We start from the raw sequence: 15,040 nt of genomic DNA on the forward strand, positions 1-15,040 counted from the left end.
GGAAACTCGGTTGAAGAGGTTTGAATCAGAGTATCAGGCTCATGATGATCGTTCCCACGCTCTGCATGGGAATGCCGTCCTGGACGCTCTTGAGTCGTGACGCGCAGCGTCACCGGATGCGTTCCCACGCAGAGCGTGGGAACGATCAGTGCATCAGAGTTTGGCTTTTACAGCGGCCAGCGCATCCTGGCCGTCCACGGTTTTAACCCCGTCCAGCCACTTGTCCAGCACCGCCGGGTTCGCCTTGATCCACGCCTTCGCCGCGTCCGCATTACTGAGCTTCTTGTTCACCACTTCAGCCATGATGGCGTTCTCCATCTCCTGGGTGAAACTCAGGTTGGTCAGCAATTTCCCCACATTCGGGCACGCCTGTGCATAGCCCTTGCGGGTCAACGTATACACGCTGCCGGTGTCACCAAAGTACTTCTCCCCACCCTTGAGGTAATGCATCTTCAACTGCACGTTCATCGGGTGCGGCGTCCAGCCGAGGAAGGTCACGAACTTCTGCTTCTTCACCGCCCGGGACACTTCGGCCAGCATCGCCTGTTCACTGGACTCGATCAGCTTCCACTGGCCCAGGTCAAAGTCGTTCTTCTTGATGATTTCCTGCAACGAGAGATTCGCCGGCGCACCCGAACCGATGCCGTAGATCTTCTTGTCGAACTTGTCGGCAAACTTGTTCAGGTCGGCAAAGTCATGCACCCCGGCGTCCCAGACATAGTCCGGCACGGCCAGGGTGAACTCGGTGCCGTCGAGGTTCTTCGCCAGTTGCACCACATCGCCATTGGCCACGAACTTGTCGTAGAAGCCCTGCTGCGCCGGCATCCAGTTACCCAGGAACACGTCCACCTGGCCGTCCTTGAGCCCGCCAAAGGTGATCGGCACCGCAAGGGTGTCGACCTTGGCCTTGTAGCCCATGCCGTTCAACAGGAAACCGGTAATGGCATTGGTGGCGGCGATATCGCTCCAGCCCGGATCGGCCATCTTCACGGTGTCGCAGCTGGTGTCCGCGTAGACGCCGGCACTGCTCAATGCCAGCAGCGCAACGCTCAACACGGTGGATAACTTTTGCATGGCCTTCCCCTCAGTTTTATTGGTTTTGGCAGGGTTGTGGAAAACGTGCCTTGCGCTCCAGATCGTCGAGGTCGATGTGGTTGCGCATGTATTGCTGACTGGCGTCTACCAGTGGCTGGTGGTCCCAGCTCTTCAGCTTGCCCTGGGTCAGCGCCTCGAACACCAGGCGGCGACGGCGTTGGCTGGCGAGCACCTGCTGGTGGATCGCCGGGATGTCCCATTTGGCCCGCGCTTCATGCAAAAACGCCTCGAACAGTGGCCGGTGTTCCGGTGACTGGCTGAGGTCCTCCCGCTCGTGCGGGTCGTTGTGCACATCGAACAATAGGCAAGGATCGTCCTCGCTGTAGATGAACTTGTAGGCGCCACGGCGAATCATCATCAGCGGGCTGATGGTGCCCTCGGCCATGTACTCGCCGAACACTTCGTCGTGCCCGCCCTGCCCTTGCAGGTGAGACACCAGCGAGCGGCCGTCCAGCGCCAGCCTCGGGTCCAGCTCGCCGCCGGCCAGTTCCACCAGGGTAGGCAGCAGGTCGGCGGTGGACACGGCGGCGGTCACCCGGCCGGCGGCAAACTGCCCCGGCGCGCTGATCAGCAGCGGCACCCGGGCGGCCATTTCAAACCAGTGCATTTTGTACCAGAGCCCGCGTTCGCCGAGCATGTCGCCGTGGTCGCCGGAGAAGATGATGATGGTGTCGTCGGCCAGGCCCGTGTCTTCCAGGGTTTGCAGGAGCTTGCCGACGTTACTGTCAATGTAGCTGCACGCGCCGAAGTAAGCGCGGCGTGCATCGCGGATCTTGTTCAGCGGCAGCGGCTTGTCCCACAGGTCATAGACCTTGAGCAGGCGCTGGGAGTGAGGGTCGAGGTCAGCCTGTGGCGGTGTTGCAGGCAGCGGGATGTCGTTGTCGTCGTACAGGTCCCAGAACGGTTTGGGAATGGTGTAAGGGTCGTGTGGGTGAGTCATCGACACGGTCAGGCAGAACGGCTGGTCGCCGTCCTCGCGGATATGGTCGAACAGGTACTGCTGGGCCTTGAACACCACCTCTTCGTCGAAATCCAGCTGGTTGGTGCGCACGCACGGCCCGGCCTGCAGCACCGACGCCATGTTGTGGTACCAGGAGGGGCGCACGTCCGGCTCATCCCAGTTCACGGCCCAGCCATAGTCGGCCGGGTAGATGTCACTGGTCAGGCGTTCTTCATAGCCGTGGAGCTGGTCGGGGCCGCAAAAATGCATCTTGCCCGACAGCGCTGTGCGGTAGCCAAGGCGGCGCAGGTAGTGGGCATAGGTCGGCACGTCGGCGGGGAAATCGGCCGCGTTGTCGTAGGCGCCGATCTTGCTCGGCAACTGCCCACTCACCAGGGTAAAGCGCGATGGCGCACACAGCGGACTGTTGCAGTAAGCGGCGTCGAACACCACGCCCTCAGCGGCGAGGCGACTCAAGTTTGGCAGTTTGATAGGCGAAGGACCGTAGAACGGAAGCATCGGCGCGGCCATTTGATCGGCCATGATAAAAAGAATGTTCTTGCGCTTCATGGTTTTCGCGGCATTCCATAGTCGATGTTTATGCGAATGAGCATGCAGGCCATGGAAATCGTGGTAAAGCCCATGAGAAGCAATGTCTAGGATAAGCCCAGCTTATGTATGAATCCCTCGGTCACCTGTCACTCGACCTGCTGCGTGCCTTTGAATCCGCAGCGCGCCAACGTAGCTTTACGGCAGCGGCGATGGAGTTGGGCACCACCCAGCCGGCCATCAGCCAGCAGATCAAGCGCCTGGAAGAACAGCTGAAGGTGCGCCTTTTTGATCGCATCTACCGTGGCATCGAGCTGACCGACGCGGGCGCCTTGTTATTCGAGCAGGTACAGGCCGGTTTGCAGAGCATCAACCAGGGCCTGAGCGCGATTGCCGAGCAGGACCAGCATGAAGTCCTGCAGGTGGCGACCGACTTTGCCTTCGCCGCGTATTGGCTGATGCCACGCCTGCATCGTTTCCATGAAGCCAACCCGCAGGTGGACGTGAGCCTGGTCACCAGCGAGCGTAACCACGCCACGTTGCGCAGCGATATCGACGTAGCGGTGCTGTTCGGTGACGGCCGCTTCAAACAGGGCGACAGCCTGTGGCTGTTCAACGAGGAAGTGTTCCCGGTGTGCAGCCCGCAGCTACTCCAGGACCGAGTCGCGCCACTGTCGGTGCAGAGCCTGCTGGAGTTCCCCTTGCTGCACCTGCGCCAGCAAAACAACAACCAGTGGTTCGACTGGAGCGGGGTGTTTCGCGAACTGGGCATCACCACCGCGCCCACCCCGGGCCAACTGCGTTTCGACAATTACACGCTGTTGATCCAGGCCGCGATCGCGGGCCAGGGCGTGGCCATCGGCTGGCGTCACCTTGTGGATAACCTGCTGGAGCAAAAATGGCTGTGCCGGCCGATTGGCGAAACGGTGATCTCGCGCTTCGGCTATTACGTGGTGCTGCCCCAGCGCAAACGCCGCAGCCAGTTGATCGAGCGTTTCGTCGACTGGCTGATGACCGAACAGGCCAGCAGCGCACAATCGCTGACCGGTCTGGCCCTGCCGTCCATTGCGGTCTAGGATTTGCCGATCAATGAGCCCGGAGCCTGTCATGCAACGTATCAAGGGCTACCACGCCCATATCTATTTCGACGCCAACACCATCGACCAGGCGCGCAAACTCTGCGAAGACGCCGCGCAATTGTTTCCGCTGCGCATGGGCCGCGTGCATGAACGCCCGGTGGGCCCGCACCCGGACTGGAGCTGCCAGCTGGCATTCGAACCTGAATACATCGGCGTCGTGCTGCCTTGGCTGGCCCTCAACCGCAACGGCCTGGTGGTGTTCCTGCACCCGACCACCGGTGATGACCTCAAGGACCACACCGAACACGCGATCTGGATGGGGGCGATGCGCACGCTGGATCTGTCAATATTTTAAGCCTGTAATTTCCCTATATATGGGACTGATATTTATATATTGAGACTTTGCTGGTCTTGGGTTTATATTCGCCTAATCCGCTCAGAACACTCAGGTGAAGCGATGCAGGCGCAATTGATCGCGCTCGATTGGGGAACCAGTTCCCTTCGTGCTTACAAGCTCGGCCCGGCAGGCGTCGTGATCGAACGGCGCACCTTGGCGTCGGGGATCATGCACCTGCCGACTGAAGCCCGGGAAATAGCCGGTGTTCGCTGCAGCAACGGGTTCGAGCTGGCATTTGACGCAGCCTGCGGTGACTGGCTCGACACCCAGCCGGACCTTCCCGTTATCGCTTGCGGCATGGTCGGCAGCGCCCAGGGCTGGAGCGAAGCGGCTTACCGCGACACCCCGGCCGACGTCTCTACCCTCGGCCAGGCGCTGCATGTGGTGCGCAGCCTGCGGGGCGCAGCGGTGCACATCGTGCCCGGCGTGATTCAACGCGGCGCGTTGCCCAATGTGATGCGCGGTGAAGAAACCCAGGTGCTCGGCGTGCTGCAAAGCCTGTCTGCCCATACCGGGCGCGACGTATTGATCGGCCTGCCGGGCAGCCATTCCAAGTGGGTGGAGGTGGTGGAAGGCTGCATCACTCACTTCGATACTTTCATGACCGGCGAGTTGTTCGCCGTGCTCAGTCAGCACAGCATTCTGGGGCGCACCCAGCGCCCTTCCGAACAGTTCCAGGTGGCCGCTTTTGATCGCGGTGTTCAGGTTGCGCTGTCGGCAGACGGCCAAACGGGCCTGTTGTCGAACTTGTTCAGCGCACGCTCCCTGGGATTGACCGGCGAGCTGGCGCCTGACGAGCAACCGGACTATCTGTCCGGGCTGTTGATCGGCCACGAACTGACCGGCCTGCGCACTCGCAAGCCCAGCCAGCAGCGCGACATCGTCCTGGTCGGCACACCCCAACTCTGCACCCGCTACCAGCGTGCACTCCAACTCTGTGGCTTCCCCCACGTGACCCTGGCGCAGGAGGCTACCGAGCGTGGCCTTTGGCAACTGGCCATGGCGGCGGGGCTGCTGCCTGCAACCTGACGAGAGGCCCGACATGCTCAAGCAAGCACTGACACACAACGGTTTGATCGCGATCCTGCGCGGCCTGCGACCGGAGGAGGCGCTGGCGATCGGCGAGGTGTTGTACACGGCGGGCTTCAGGGTGATCGAAGTGCCGCTGAACTCGCCGGATCCTTATTCCAGCATCCGCATCCTGCGGGACAGCCTGCCCGCCGATTGCCTGATCGGCGCCGGCACCGTGCTGACCCCGGAACAGGTCGATCAAGTCAAAGCCGCCGGCGGCCAGGTGATCGTCATGCCCCATAGCGATGCCAAGGTGCTGCGAGCCGCCAAGGCCGCGGGCCTGTATCTGTCGCCGGGTGTGGCCACGCCCACCGAAGCGTTTGCCGCGCTGGCCGAAGGCGCCGACGTGCTGAAGCTGTTCCCGGCCGAGCAAATGGGCCCGGCGGTGGTCAAGGCCTGGCTCGCGGTACTGCCCGCGGGCACGGTGCTGCTGCCGGTGGGCGGCATCACCCCGGACAACATGCAGGTATTTTTCGACGCGGGCGTCAAGGGCTTCGGCCTGGGCTCCGGGTTATTCAAGCCGGGCATGAGCGTCGCCCAAGTGGCGAGCAACGCCCAGGCCTACGTCGCCGCCTGGCATGCCTTGGGCTGATCAGCGTTCTCCATCTACAAGAGAGATAAGAAGATGAAAATCACCAAACTGACCACCTTCATCGTCCCGCCGCGCTGGTGCTTCCTCAAGGTTGAAACCGACCAGGGCGTGACTGGTTGGGGCGAGCCCGTTGTCGAGGGCCGCGCCCATACCGTGGCTGCCGCCGTCGAGGAATTGTCCGACTACTTGATCGGCAAGGACCCACGCAATATCGAGGACATCTGGACCGTGCTCTATCGAGGCGGTTTTTACCGTGGCGGCGCGATCCATATGAGCGCCCTCGCCGGTATCGACCAGGCGCTGTGGGACATCAAGGGCAAGGCCCTCGGCGTGTCGGTCAGCGACTTGCTGGGTGGCCAGGTGCGCGACAAGATCCGCGTGTATTCGTGGATCGGTGGCGACCGCCCGGCCGACACTGCCCGCGCCGCCAAGGAAGCCGTGGCCCGTGGTTTTACCGCGGTGAAAATGAACGGCACCGAAGAGCTGCAATTTCTCGACAGCTTCGAAAAAGTCGACCAGGCCCTGGCCAACGTCGCCGCCGTGCGGGATGCGGTCGGTCCGAACGTCGGCATCGGCGTCGACTTCCATGGCCGGGTGCACAAACCCATGGCCAAGGTGCTGATGAAGGAACTCGACCCCTACAAACTGATGTTTATCGAAGAACCGGTGCTCAGCGAAAACTACGAAGCGCTCAAAGAGCTGGCGCCGCTCACCAGCACCCCGATTGCCCTCGGCGAGCGCCTGTTCTCGCGCTGGGACTTCAAGCGCGTGCTCAGCGAAGGCTACGTCGACATCATCCAGCCGGATGCTTCCCACGCCGGCGGTATCACCGAAACCCGCAAGATTGCCAACATGGCCGAAGCCTACGACGTGGCCCTTGCCCTGCACTGCCCGCTCGGCCCGATTGCCCTGGCAGCGTGCCTGCAGCTGGATGCGGTTTGCTACAACGCGTTCATCCAGGAACAGAGCCTGGGTATTCACTACAACGAGAGCAATGACCTGCTGGATTACGTGCGCGATCCGGGTGTTTTCGACTACGACCAGGGCTTTGTGAAAATCCCCAACGGGCCAGGCCTGGGCATCGAGATCAACGAGGAATATGTGATCGAACGCGCGGCCATCGGGCATCGCTGGCGCAATCCGATCTGGCGGCATGCCGACGGCAGTTTTGCGGAGTGGTAAAAACCGCGAATTTGAGATGAAAACCCGATCAATGTGGGAGCGGGCTTGCTCGCGAAGGCGGAGTGTCAGTCAACACCTCCGCTGCTGGTAGACCGCTTTCGCGAGCAAGCCCGCTCCCACATTTGATTCGGTTTCGTCAGTAAGACCTGTCCTCAATAACCATAAGAAGAGGCAACCCCCATGCAATCCGAGTCCTTCACCGGGCAGGCTTCTTTAGTCACGCCCAGCCGAAAGCGTTTCTTCATCATGGTGCTGCTGTTCATCACCGTGGTGATCAACTACCTGGACCGCAGCAACCTGTCGATTGCCGCTCCGGCCCTGACCAGCGAGCTGGGGATCGACCCGGTGCATGTCGGGCTGATCTTCTCCGCGTTCGGCTGGACCTACGCGGCCATGCAGATTCCCGGCGGCTGGCTGGTGGACCGGGTGCCGCCGCGCATTCTCTACAGCGTCGCCCTGCTGCTGTGGTCGGTGGCCACGGTGATGCTCGGTTTCGCCGCCAGCTTCATCGCGCTGTTCGTGTTGCGCATGGCGGTCGGTGCCCTGGAAGCCCCGGCTTACCCGATCAACAGCCGCGTGGTGACCACCTGGTTCCCTGAGCGTGAACGGGCCACGGCGATCGGCGTTTATACCTCCGGGCAATTTGTCGGGCTGGCGTTTCTCACGCCGGTGTTGGCCTGGCTGCAACACACCTTTGGCTGGCACATGGTGTTTGTCGCCACCGGCGGCGTGGGCATTGTGTGGGCGTTGATCTGGTACGCGGTGTACCGCGAGCCACGGGATTTCAAAGGCGCGAATGCGGCGGAAATCGAGCTGATCCGCGAAGGCGGCGGGTTGGTGGACATCCAGGCGCAGGCGGCCAAGGCGCCGTTCAGCTGGGTCGACCTCGGCATCGTGTTGAGCAAGCGCAAGCTGTGGGGGATCTACCTGGGGCAGTTCTGCCTGAATTCCACGTTGTGGTTTTTCCTGACGTGGTTTCCCACCTATCTGGTGAAATATCGCGGCATGGACTTCATCAAGTCCGGCCTGCTGGCGTCGCTGCCGTTTCTGGCGGCGTTTGTCGGGGTGCTGTGTTCGGGGCTGTTTTCCGATTGGCTGATTCGCCGGGGAGCGTCCGTGGGGTTTGCGCGCAAGTTGCCGATCATTGGCGGGCTGTTGATTTCCACGGCGATCATCGGCGCCAACTTTGTTGATTCCACGGCGTGGGTGATTGCGTTTCTGGCGGTGGCGTTTTTCGGCAATGGCCTGGCGTCGATCACCTGGTCGCTGGTGTCGACCCTGGCGCCGGCAAGGCTGCTGGGGCTGACCGGAGGGGTGTTCAACTTCATCGGCAATCTGTCGGCGATTACCACGCCGATCGTGATTGGCTTTCTGGCGACAGGGGATTCGTTTGCGCCGGCGATTACGTACATCGCGGTGCTGGCGTTGTTGGGTGCGTTGTCCTACATCTTGTTGGTCGGCAAGGTCGAGCGTATCGAGATTTAGGCGACTGCTGCGGCGAGGGGGCTGGTGTGGCGAGGGAGCTTGCTCCCGCTGGAGTGCGCAGCGCTCCCAGGATTTTGGGGCCGCTGCGCAGCCCAGCGGGAGCAAGCTCCCTCGCCACACCAGCTCCCCAGCCACAGCAAGCTCCCTCACCACAAAAGCAGTGCGGCTCTAGTACAGCGCGCCATCCAGAATCTGATAGACGATGCTGGTGCCAACGGCGATCAATACGATGTCCCCACCCGAACGGCGCCATTCATAACCAGGGTATTGCGGCAGATGGCCCAGCGCCCGTGGGTCCAGACGCTCACCATAGTAGTTTGGCGGCAGGCGCTGGCCGCGCACCAGGTGGATGCCGGGAGGCGGCGGCGCGCCACGGCGGAAGTCGCCATGGTTGTCGCGGATGACCTGTCTCACTGGACCAAAGTCCTGAGGCGGCCCGCCACGGTGGTTGTCCTGCGGCCCGCGATGGTCATCGCCACGTTGATCGTGCTGGCCCTGTGGGCCACCACGGTCAGGTCCGCCACCCTGATCATAGGGCGCAGCTTGGACCAGGGCGCTGGCGCCAAGCACCAGCACACCTACACCTGCAATCAAACGTTTGGGGATTTTCATGGGGCTGTTTCCTCAGTACTGCACGAACAAAAAAGGGATTTCGAACCGAGTTCGAAATCCCTTGGTCTTGTTAGCTTAGGTGCTGATTTGCCAGCATGATTCCTCTGTATCAGGAACTTTACCTACCGCTTACGAGCCGCTTACTTACGGGCGTTGCGTACACCTTCCGACAGCGCCGAGCACAGGGTCAATACACCGTCGATGGCCTGTTGATCATTGCTGGCGTTGGCGATGTGGTCGATCAGTGCCGACCCCACCACCACACCGTCTGCCAGGCGGGCGATTGCAGCGGCCTGCTCCGGGGTGCGGATGCCGAAACCGATGCTGATCGGCAGGTCGGTATGCCGACGCAGACGGGTCACGGCTTCTTCGACGTGTTCCAGGGTCGCGGCACCGGCGCCGGTCACACCGGCCACCGACACGTAGTACACAAACCCTGAGCTGCCGTTGAGCACGGTCGGCAGGCGCGCGTCGTCGGTGGTCGGCGTGGTCAGGCGGATAAAGTCGATACCGGCAGCCTGGGCCGGGTCGCACAGCTCGCCGTTATGTTCCGGCGGCATGTCGACCACGATCAGGCCGTCGACGCCGGCTTCTTTCGCATCGCTGATGAAGCGTGGCACGCCGTACATGTGGATCGGGTTGAAGTAGCCCATCAGCACCAGCGGCGTGTCGCTGTTGCCCTCGCGGAACTCGCGAACCATTTGCAGGGTTTTCGTGAGGTTCTGCTTGGCGGTCAGCGCGCGGATGTTGGCCAGTTGAATGGCCGGGCCGTCAGCCATCGGGTCAGTGAACGGCATGCCCAGTTCGATCACATCGGCGCCGGCCGCCGGCAAGCCCTTGAGGATCGCCAGCGAGGTGTCATAGCCCGGGTCGCCAGCGGTGACGAAGGTCACCAGGGCGGCGCGGTTTTGTTCTTTCAGTTGCGCAAAACGTGTTTGCAGGCGGCTCATCAGTGTTTCTCCTGCTTGGACTGTTCCATGTGGTGCATCACGGTTTGCATGTCTTTGTCGCCACGGCCGGACAGGTTGACCACCATCAGGTGATCTTTCGGCAAGGTCGGCGCGCGCTTGAACACTTCGGCCAGGGCGTGGGCGCTTTCCAGTGCAGGAATAATCCCTTCCAGGCGGCAGCATTTGTGAAAGGCGTCGAGGGCTTCGTCGTCGGTCACCGAGGTGTACTGGACGCGGCCGATGTCATGCAGCCAGGCGTGTTCAGGGCCGATGCCCGGGTAGTCGAGGCCGGCGGAAATCGAGTGGGCGTCGATGATCTGGCCATCGTCGTCCTGCAACAGGAAGGTACGGTTGCCGTGCAGTACGCCCGGGACGCCGCCGTTGAGGCTGGCCGCGTGTTTGCCGGTCTCGATGCCGTAGCCGGCCGCTTCAACGCCGATGATTTCGACGCTGGTGTCATCCAGGAACGGGTGGAACAGGCCCATGGCATTGGAACCGCCGCCGATGCACGCCACCAGGCTGTCGGGCAGACGGCCTTCCTGGGCTTGCAGCTGGGTACGGGTTTCCTTGCCGATCACGGCCTGGAAGTCGCGAACCATGGCTGGGTACGGGTGCGGACCGGCCACGGTGCCGATCAGGTAGAAGGTGCTGTCGACGTTGGTCACCCAGTCACGCAGGGCTTCGTTCATCGCGTCTTTCAGGGTGCCGGTACCGGCGACTACCGGGATCACTTCAGCGCCCAGCAGCTTCATGCGAAATACGTTGGCCTGTTGGCGCTCGATGTCGGTGGTGCCCATGTAGATCACGCATTGCAGGCCAAAACGCGCGGCGACGGTGGCGGTGGCCACACCGTGCATGCCGGCGCCGGTCTCGGCGATGATGCGTTTTTTACCCATGCGCCGCGCCAGCAGGATCTGGCCGATGCAGTTGTTGATCTTGTGGGCGCCGGTGTGGTTCAGCTCTTCGCGCTTGAGGTAGATCTTGGCGCCACCGCAGAACTCGGTCAGGCGCTCGGCGAAGTACAGCGGGCTTGGGCGTCCGACGTAGTCGCGCTGGAAGTAGGCCAGTTCTTCGTTGAAGGCCGGATCGATCTTGGCCGCTTCGTATTCGCGGGCCAGGTCAAGGATCAACGGCATCAGGGTTTCCGCCACGTAGCGGCCGCCGAACGAACCAAACAGGCCATTGGCATCCGGGCCGTTGCGTAAATCGGTCTGGGTCTGAGTCATGGGACGCTCCAGGTAGAAAATGTGTAAGAGGCAATGACGGTCACTCTACCCCTGACGCTTCCACGTGAAAACCGATAAGATCGCCACAACCTGTCAGGAAAACTCACAGATGAGCCGAGACCTCCCACCGCTGAATGCCTTGCGCGCTTTTGAGGCGACTGCGCGCCTGAACAGCGTTAGCCAGGCCGCTGAGCAACTGCATGTGACCCATGGTGCGGTCAGCCGGCAGCTCAAGGTGTTGGAAGAACACCTCGGCGTCAGCCTGTTCGCCAAGGACGGGCGCGGCCTCAAACTCACAGATGCCGGCATTCGTCTGCGGGATGCGAGTTTCGAGGCGTTCGAGCGACTGAGGGACACCTGCGCCGAGCTCACGCAAAGCAGTGCCGATGCGCCGTTTGTGCTCGGCTGCTCCGGCAGCCTGCTGGCGCGCTGGTTTATTCCGCGTCTGGGGCGCCTGAACGCCGAGTTGCCGGATTTGCGCCTGCATCTGTCGGCGGGTGAAGGCGATCTTGACCCGCGCCGCCCCGGCCTGGACGCGCTGCTGGTGTTCGCCGAGCCTCCATGGCCGGCGGATATGCAGGTGTATGAATTGGCCAGCGAACGCATCGGCCCGGTCATGAGCCCGCGTTTTGCCCATTACGAGCGATTGCGCCATGCGCCTCCCGAGGCGCTGCTGAGTGAGGCCCTGTTGCACACTACCTCACGCCCGCAAGCCTGGCCCAGCTGGGCGCAGCACCATGGGATCGACGCTGGCGCGTTGAAGTACGGTCAGGGGTTTGAGCATTTGTATTATTTGCTGGAGGCGGCGGTGGCCGGGCTGGGGGTAGCAATTGCGCCTGAACCGCTGGTGGCAGAGGACCTGCGAGCGGGTCGCCTGGTTGCGCCGTGGGGTTTCAGTGAAACCCCGGCGCAACTGGCGTTGTGGCTACCCAAGCGCGCCGCAGATGGGCGCGCCGGGCAACTGGCGCAGTGGCTCAAGGCTGAGCTTGCGCGCCAGGACGTTTAGTCGCCGCGTTTGCACAGCAAGTAAGCTGCCAGCAGACCCAGCGCGCCGACGGCGACACCGGCGGTAGTCCATGGATGCTCTTGCGCGTAGTCCCGTGTTGCAACACCGGTTTCGCGGATTTTGACTTTGCTTTCTTCGTAGGCATCGCTGATCAGGTGGCGGGAATGCTTGAGAGCGTTCTCGGCATTGCTTTTCAGGGCCTTCAGGGTTTTGCGCGACTCGTCAGACGCATCGTCCTTGAGGCTTTCCAAAGATTTGAGCAGGCTCGAAATCTCGGCTTCCATGCTTTCCAATGACGCTTTGCGTAAAGAGGTGTTGGCCATGTGGGCTCTCCTGGAGTGATTGAGTGGCGTGTGTTGTTTCCGACTGCGGCGGTTTCAGAAAGTGCAGTAAATCTGAACTTTCACATCGCAATAGCCGCCAGAAGCAGTACGAGAATTCACTGCTAGTCTTGATTAACGACCCCAGGAGAAAAACTTATGAGTGATCATCACACCTACAAGAAAGTCGAACTGGTGGGCTCTTCCGCGACCAGCATCGAGGAGGCCATCAACAATGCCCTGGCTGAAGCCAGCAAGAGCATCAAGCACTTGGAGTGGTTTGAAGTGACCGAAACTCGTGGCCACATCAAGGACGGCAAGGCTGCGCATTTCCAGGTCACCCTCAAGGTGGGGTTCCGAATTGCCAGTAGTTGATTGAGCCGGTTGAACTTGCGCGCTGGCCGATTGCCATAAACTCCGCTACAACCTTTAGGCACGTCGACGTGACGAGCGGCGACGTGCTTCCTTTCGATCAACCCAAGGAAGTGACGGATGAAGAACTTTTTGTTGGCGGTAGGTTTGTTGAGCATTGCGGGCACGGCCCTGGCGGCGGGCAAGCCTTGTGAAGAGCTGAAAAGCGAGATTGCGGCGAAAATCGACGCTAAAGGCGCTTCGGGCTACTCCCTGGAAATCGTGGACAAAGGTGCTGCACCTAGTGACCACACGGTTGTCGGCAGCTGTGAAGCCGGTACCAAGGAAATCGCCTACAAGCGCGGGTGATCCCGTGTTGCAGACGTAAAAAACCGACGCAAGTGCGTCGGTTTTTTTATGCCTGCGATCCCTCGCTCCGCGTGGGAATGAAGTCTGGGATGCTCTGTGTCCCGCCTCACTCCTGGATTCAGCCCTTCATGACCTGCGCCAGCAGCTCGTAGGAATGAATCCGGTCGGCATGTTCGTACAGGTCACAGGTAAAGATCAGCTCATCAGCGCCGGTCTGCTCCACCAGCACCTCCAGCTTGGCGCGGATCTTCTGCGGGCTGCCCACCATGGCCAGGCCGAGGAAACTGCCCACGGCGTCTTTCTCATGGGGCAGCCACAGGCCGTCCATGGTCTTGACCGGCGGGCGCTGCACCAGGCTTTGCCCACGCATCAGCGCGAGAATTCGCTGGTACACCGAGGTGGCCAGGTAGTCGGCCTGCTCATCGGTGTCGGCAGCTACCAGCGGGATACCGAGCATCACGTAGGGCTTGTCCAGCACGGCCGAAGGCTTGAAGTGGTTGCGATAGACGCGAATCGCTTCATGCATCAGGCGCGGTGCAAAATGCGAGGCAAAGGCGTAAGGCAAACCGCGCTCGCCCGCCAGTTGTGCACTGAACAGGCTTGAGCCCAGCAGCCACACAGGCACATTGGTGCCCGTGCCGGGTACGGCGATCACGCGCTGGTCCGGGGTGCGCGGGCCGAGGTAGGCCATCAGTTCTGCCACGTCTTCCGGGAAATCATCGGCGCTGCCGGAGCGTTCACGGCGCAGCGCGCGGGCGGTCATCTGGTCGGAGCCTGGTGCGCGGCCAAGGCCCAGGTCGATGCGGCCCGGGTACAGGCTTTCCAGGGTGCCGAACTGCTCGGCGATCACCAACGGTGCGTGGTTGGGCAGCATCACGCCACCGGAACCGACACGGATCGTCGAGGTGCCGCCGGCCAGGTAACCCAGCAATACCGAGGTCGCCGAGCTGGCGATGCCGTCCATATTGTGGTGTTCGGCGACCCAGAAACGGTTGTAGCCGAATTTTTCCACGTGCTGGGCCAGGTCCAGGGAATTGCGCAGCGACTGCGCCGGGCTGCCGTTGGCGCGCACGGGCACGAGGTCGAGGGTCGAGAACTTTACGTCGGACAGCGATTTCATAAGCCTGCTTCTCCAATGGGGGCGCAGGCTTCTTAGACGAACCAAAACCTGCCGCTTCATGTGCATGTCCTATGCAATGAGGGCATATACCCGAGATTCAATAGCGATGGTGAAATTTCCTACTTAATCGCTAGGTTTCTCCGACAAGATGAACTTTGCCGTGGCGTCTATCCTCAGAACCCTTACTGACGCAAAACCACCGTTCGAGGAGACCGCTATGAGTATTGTTAAAAAAGCATCCGCGCATTGGGAAGGCGACCTGAAGACTGGCCTGGGTTCCATTTCCACCGAAACCGGCGTTCTGCGTGAAGCGCCTTACGGCTTCAAGGCCCGTTTCGAAGGTGGCAAGGGCACCAACCCTGAAGAACTGATCGGCGCAGCCCATGCCGGTTGTTTCTCCATGGCGTTTTCCATGATTCTCGGCGATGCCGGGCTCAAGGCCGACAGCATCGACACCCAGGCCGAAGTGACCCTGGACCAAGTGGACGGTGGCTTTGCGATTACTGCCGTGCACCTGACCCTCAAGGCGAAGATCCCGGGCGCCAGCCAGGCGCAGTTCGATGAGCTGAGCAAAAAGGCCAAGGAAGGATGCCCCGTGTCCAAGGTACTGAATGCAACCATTACCCTGGATGGCACGCTGGTTAGTTGATGCAACCCCCTTGCAGGGGTGAGCTTGCTCGCCCCTGCAGGTGCAAA

At 61.5% G+C, this 15,040-nt stretch carries 17 protein-coding genes; 10 read left to right on the plus strand and 7 right to left on the minus strand.

All coding sequences use genetic code 11. The features are described 5' to 3' along the window. Positions 1-153 precede the first annotated feature (153 nt). Together choX and betC are read right to left on the minus strand one after the other, a co-directional pair. Entirely contained in the window at positions 154-1,074 is a 921-nt protein-coding gene (gene choX, locus HX839_RS07680) for a choline ABC transporter substrate-binding protein (protein ID WP_177022425.1), read from the minus strand. Positions 1,075-1,090: 16 nt separating this feature from the next. Further along, complete coding sequence (gene betC / locus HX839_RS07685; protein WP_008439571.1) at positions 1,091-2,605, minus strand: choline-sulfatase; 1,515 nt, start codon at positions 2,603-2,605, stop codon at positions 1,091-1,093. Positions 2,606-2,709: 104 nt separating this feature from the next. On the opposite strand from betC, the gene HX839_RS07690 reads away from it, so the two are divergent. The 6 genes from HX839_RS07690 to HX839_RS07715 all read left to right on the plus strand — a co-directional run bounded on the left by HX839_RS07690 (position 2,710) and on the right by HX839_RS07715 (position 8,390). Further along, complete coding sequence (locus HX839_RS07690; RefSeq protein WP_177066918.1) at positions 2,710-3,660, plus strand: LysR family transcriptional regulator; 951 nt, start codon at positions 2,710-2,712, stop codon at positions 3,658-3,660. Positions 3,661-3,691: 31 nt separating this feature from the next. After that, on the plus strand, positions 3,692-4,018 hold the full coding sequence (locus HX839_RS07695; RefSeq protein WP_003213639.1) for a DOPA 4,5-dioxygenase family protein: 327 nt from the start codon (positions 3,692-3,694) through the stop codon (positions 4,016-4,018). 102 nt (positions 4,019-4,120) lie between these two features. Beyond that, positions 4,121-5,089, plus strand: coding sequence for a 2-dehydro-3-deoxygalactonokinase (locus HX839_RS07700; RefSeq protein WP_003213641.1), 969 nt, complete (start codon positions 4,121-4,123; stop codon positions 5,087-5,089). 13 nt (positions 5,090-5,102) lie between these two features. Further along, positions 5,103-5,723: a 2-dehydro-3-deoxy-6-phosphogalactonate aldolase gene (locus tag HX839_RS07705; protein WP_003213643.1), complete on the plus strand. Its 621-nt coding sequence runs from the start codon at positions 5,103-5,105 to the stop codon at positions 5,721-5,723. A gap of 33 nt (positions 5,724-5,756) precedes the next feature. Continuing rightward, positions 5,757-6,905: a galactonate dehydratase gene (gene dgoD, locus HX839_RS07710; protein ID WP_003213645.1), complete on the plus strand. Its 1,149-nt coding sequence runs from the start codon at positions 5,757-5,759 to the stop codon at positions 6,903-6,905. A 180-nt stretch (positions 6,906-7,085) separates the two neighbouring features. Continuing rightward, complete coding sequence (locus HX839_RS07715; RefSeq protein ID WP_003213647.1) at positions 7,086-8,390, plus strand: MFS transporter; 1,305 nt, start codon at positions 7,086-7,088, stop codon at positions 8,388-8,390. A gap of 168 nt (positions 8,391-8,558) precedes the next feature. Here the strand turns inward: HX839_RS07715 and HX839_RS07720 are convergent, their stop codons facing one another. The 3 genes from HX839_RS07720 to trpB all read right to left on the minus strand — a co-directional run bounded on the left by HX839_RS07720 (position 8,559) and on the right by trpB (position 11,178). After that, on the minus strand, positions 8,559-9,002 hold the full coding sequence (locus tag HX839_RS07720; RefSeq protein ID WP_003214903.1) for an anti-virulence regulator CigR family protein: 444 nt from the start codon (positions 9,000-9,002) through the stop codon (positions 8,559-8,561). A 140-nt stretch (positions 9,003-9,142) separates the two neighbouring features. Then, positions 9,143-9,952 (minus strand): tryptophan synthase subunit alpha, encoded by an 810-nt coding sequence (trpA, locus tag HX839_RS07725; protein WP_003214901.1) that lies wholly within the window; start codon positions 9,950-9,952, stop codon positions 9,143-9,145. Beyond that, positions 9,952-11,178, minus strand: a complete 1,227-nt coding sequence (gene trpB / locus HX839_RS07730) for a tryptophan synthase subunit beta (protein WP_003214899.1) — start codon at positions 11,176-11,178, stop codon at positions 9,952-9,954. Before trpB ends, trpA begins: the two co-directional genes overlap by 1 nt. A 109-nt stretch (positions 11,179-11,287) precedes the next feature. Here trpB and HX839_RS07735 point away from each other — a divergent pair, with 109 nt between their 5' ends. Further along, on the plus strand, positions 11,288-12,184 hold the full coding sequence (locus HX839_RS07735; protein ID WP_177066919.1) for a LysR family transcriptional regulator: 897 nt from the start codon (positions 11,288-11,290) through the stop codon (positions 12,182-12,184). On the opposite strand, the gene HX839_RS07740 is transcribed toward HX839_RS07735, so the two are convergent. Next, positions 12,181-12,507: a YqjD family protein gene (locus HX839_RS07740; RefSeq protein ID WP_003170746.1), complete on the minus strand. Its 327-nt coding sequence runs from the start codon at positions 12,505-12,507 to the stop codon at positions 12,181-12,183. The genes HX839_RS07735 and HX839_RS07740 overlap by 4 nt on opposite strands. Positions 12,508-12,663: 156 nt before the next feature. Here HX839_RS07740 and HX839_RS07745 point away from each other — a divergent pair, with 156 nt between their 5' ends. Both HX839_RS07745 and HX839_RS07750 read left to right on the plus strand, forming a co-directional pair. Further along, entirely contained in the window at positions 12,664-12,879 is a 216-nt protein-coding gene (locus HX839_RS07745) for a dodecin (RefSeq protein ID WP_008439585.1), read from the plus strand. Positions 12,880-12,996: 117 nt separating this feature from the next. Beyond that, positions 12,997-13,224, plus strand: coding sequence for a DUF1161 domain-containing protein (locus HX839_RS07750; RefSeq protein ID WP_003214893.1), 228 nt, complete (start codon positions 12,997-12,999; stop codon positions 13,222-13,224). Between the two features lie 118 nt (positions 13,225-13,342). Here the strand turns inward: HX839_RS07750 and HX839_RS07755 are convergent, their stop codons facing one another. Beyond that, a complete protein-coding gene (locus tag HX839_RS07755; RefSeq protein ID WP_087694564.1) occupies positions 13,343-14,344 on the minus strand; it encodes an LLM class flavin-dependent oxidoreductase in 1,002 nt (333 codons plus the stop codon). Positions 14,345-14,561: 217 nt separating this feature from the next. Between HX839_RS07755 and HX839_RS07760 the strand changes: the two genes are divergently transcribed. Further along, entirely contained in the window at positions 14,562-14,993 is a 432-nt protein-coding gene (locus HX839_RS07760; RefSeq protein WP_008439587.1) for an OsmC family protein, read from the plus strand. Positions 14,994-15,040: the final 47 nt, after the last annotated feature.

The sequence above is a fragment of the Pseudomonas sp. I8001 genome (assembly GCF_013385345.1).
Taxonomy (GTDB): domain Bacteria; phylum Pseudomonadota; class Gammaproteobacteria; order Pseudomonadales; family Pseudomonadaceae; genus Aquipseudomonas.

Bases quoted from the DNA above. Each gene is read 5' to 3' on its own strand.
- trpB (WP_003214899.1), bottom strand. From the start codon at position 11,178: ATGACTCAGACCCAGACCGATTTACGCAACGGCCCGGATGCCAATGGC.
- HX839_RS07750 (WP_003214893.1), top strand. From the start codon at position 12,997: ATGAAGAACTTTTTGTTGGCGGTAGGTTTGTTGAGCATTGCGGGCACG.
- HX839_RS07735 (WP_177066919.1), top strand. From the start codon at position 11,288: ATGAGCCGAGACCTCCCACCGCTGAATGCCTTGCGCGCTTTTGAGGCG.
- HX839_RS07690 (WP_177066918.1), top strand. From the start codon at position 2,710: ATGTATGAATCCCTCGGTCACCTGTCACTCGACCTGCTGCGTGCCTTT.
- HX839_RS07760 (WP_008439587.1), top strand. From the start codon at position 14,562: ATGAGTATTGTTAAAAAAGCATCCGCGCATTGGGAAGGCGACCTGAAG.
- HX839_RS07705 (WP_003213643.1), top strand. From the start codon at position 5,103: ATGCTCAAGCAAGCACTGACACACAACGGTTTGATCGCGATCCTGCGC.
- trpA (WP_003214901.1), bottom strand. From the start codon at position 9,952: ATGAGCCGCCTGCAAACACGTTTTGCGCAACTGAAAGAACAAAACCGC.
- choX (WP_177022425.1), bottom strand. From the start codon at position 1,074: ATGCAAAAGTTATCCACCGTGTTGAGCGTTGCGCTGCTGGCATTGAGC.
- betC (WP_008439571.1), bottom strand. From the start codon at position 2,605: ATGAAGCGCAAGAACATTCTTTTTATCATGGCCGATCAAATGGCCGCG.
- HX839_RS07720 (WP_003214903.1), bottom strand. From the start codon at position 9,002: ATGAAAATCCCCAAACGTTTGATTGCAGGTGTAGGTGTGCTGGTGCTT.
- dgoD (WP_003213645.1), top strand. From the start codon at position 5,757: ATGAAAATCACCAAACTGACCACCTTCATCGTCCCGCCGCGCTGGTGC.
- HX839_RS07695 (WP_003213639.1), top strand. From the start codon at position 3,692: ATGCAACGTATCAAGGGCTACCACGCCCATATCTATTTCGACGCCAAC.
- HX839_RS07700 (WP_003213641.1), top strand. From the start codon at position 4,121: ATGCAGGCGCAATTGATCGCGCTCGATTGGGGAACCAGTTCCCTTCGT.
- HX839_RS07755 (WP_087694564.1), bottom strand. From the start codon at position 14,344: ATGAAATCGCTGTCCGACGTAAAGTTCTCGACCCTCGACCTCGTGCCC.
- HX839_RS07745 (WP_008439585.1), top strand. From the start codon at position 12,664: ATGAGTGATCATCACACCTACAAGAAAGTCGAACTGGTGGGCTCTTCC.
- HX839_RS07740 (WP_003170746.1), bottom strand. From the start codon at position 12,507: ATGGCCAACACCTCTTTACGCAAAGCGTCATTGGAAAGCATGGAAGCC.
- HX839_RS07715 (WP_003213647.1), top strand. From the start codon at position 7,086: ATGCAATCCGAGTCCTTCACCGGGCAGGCTTCTTTAGTCACGCCCAGC.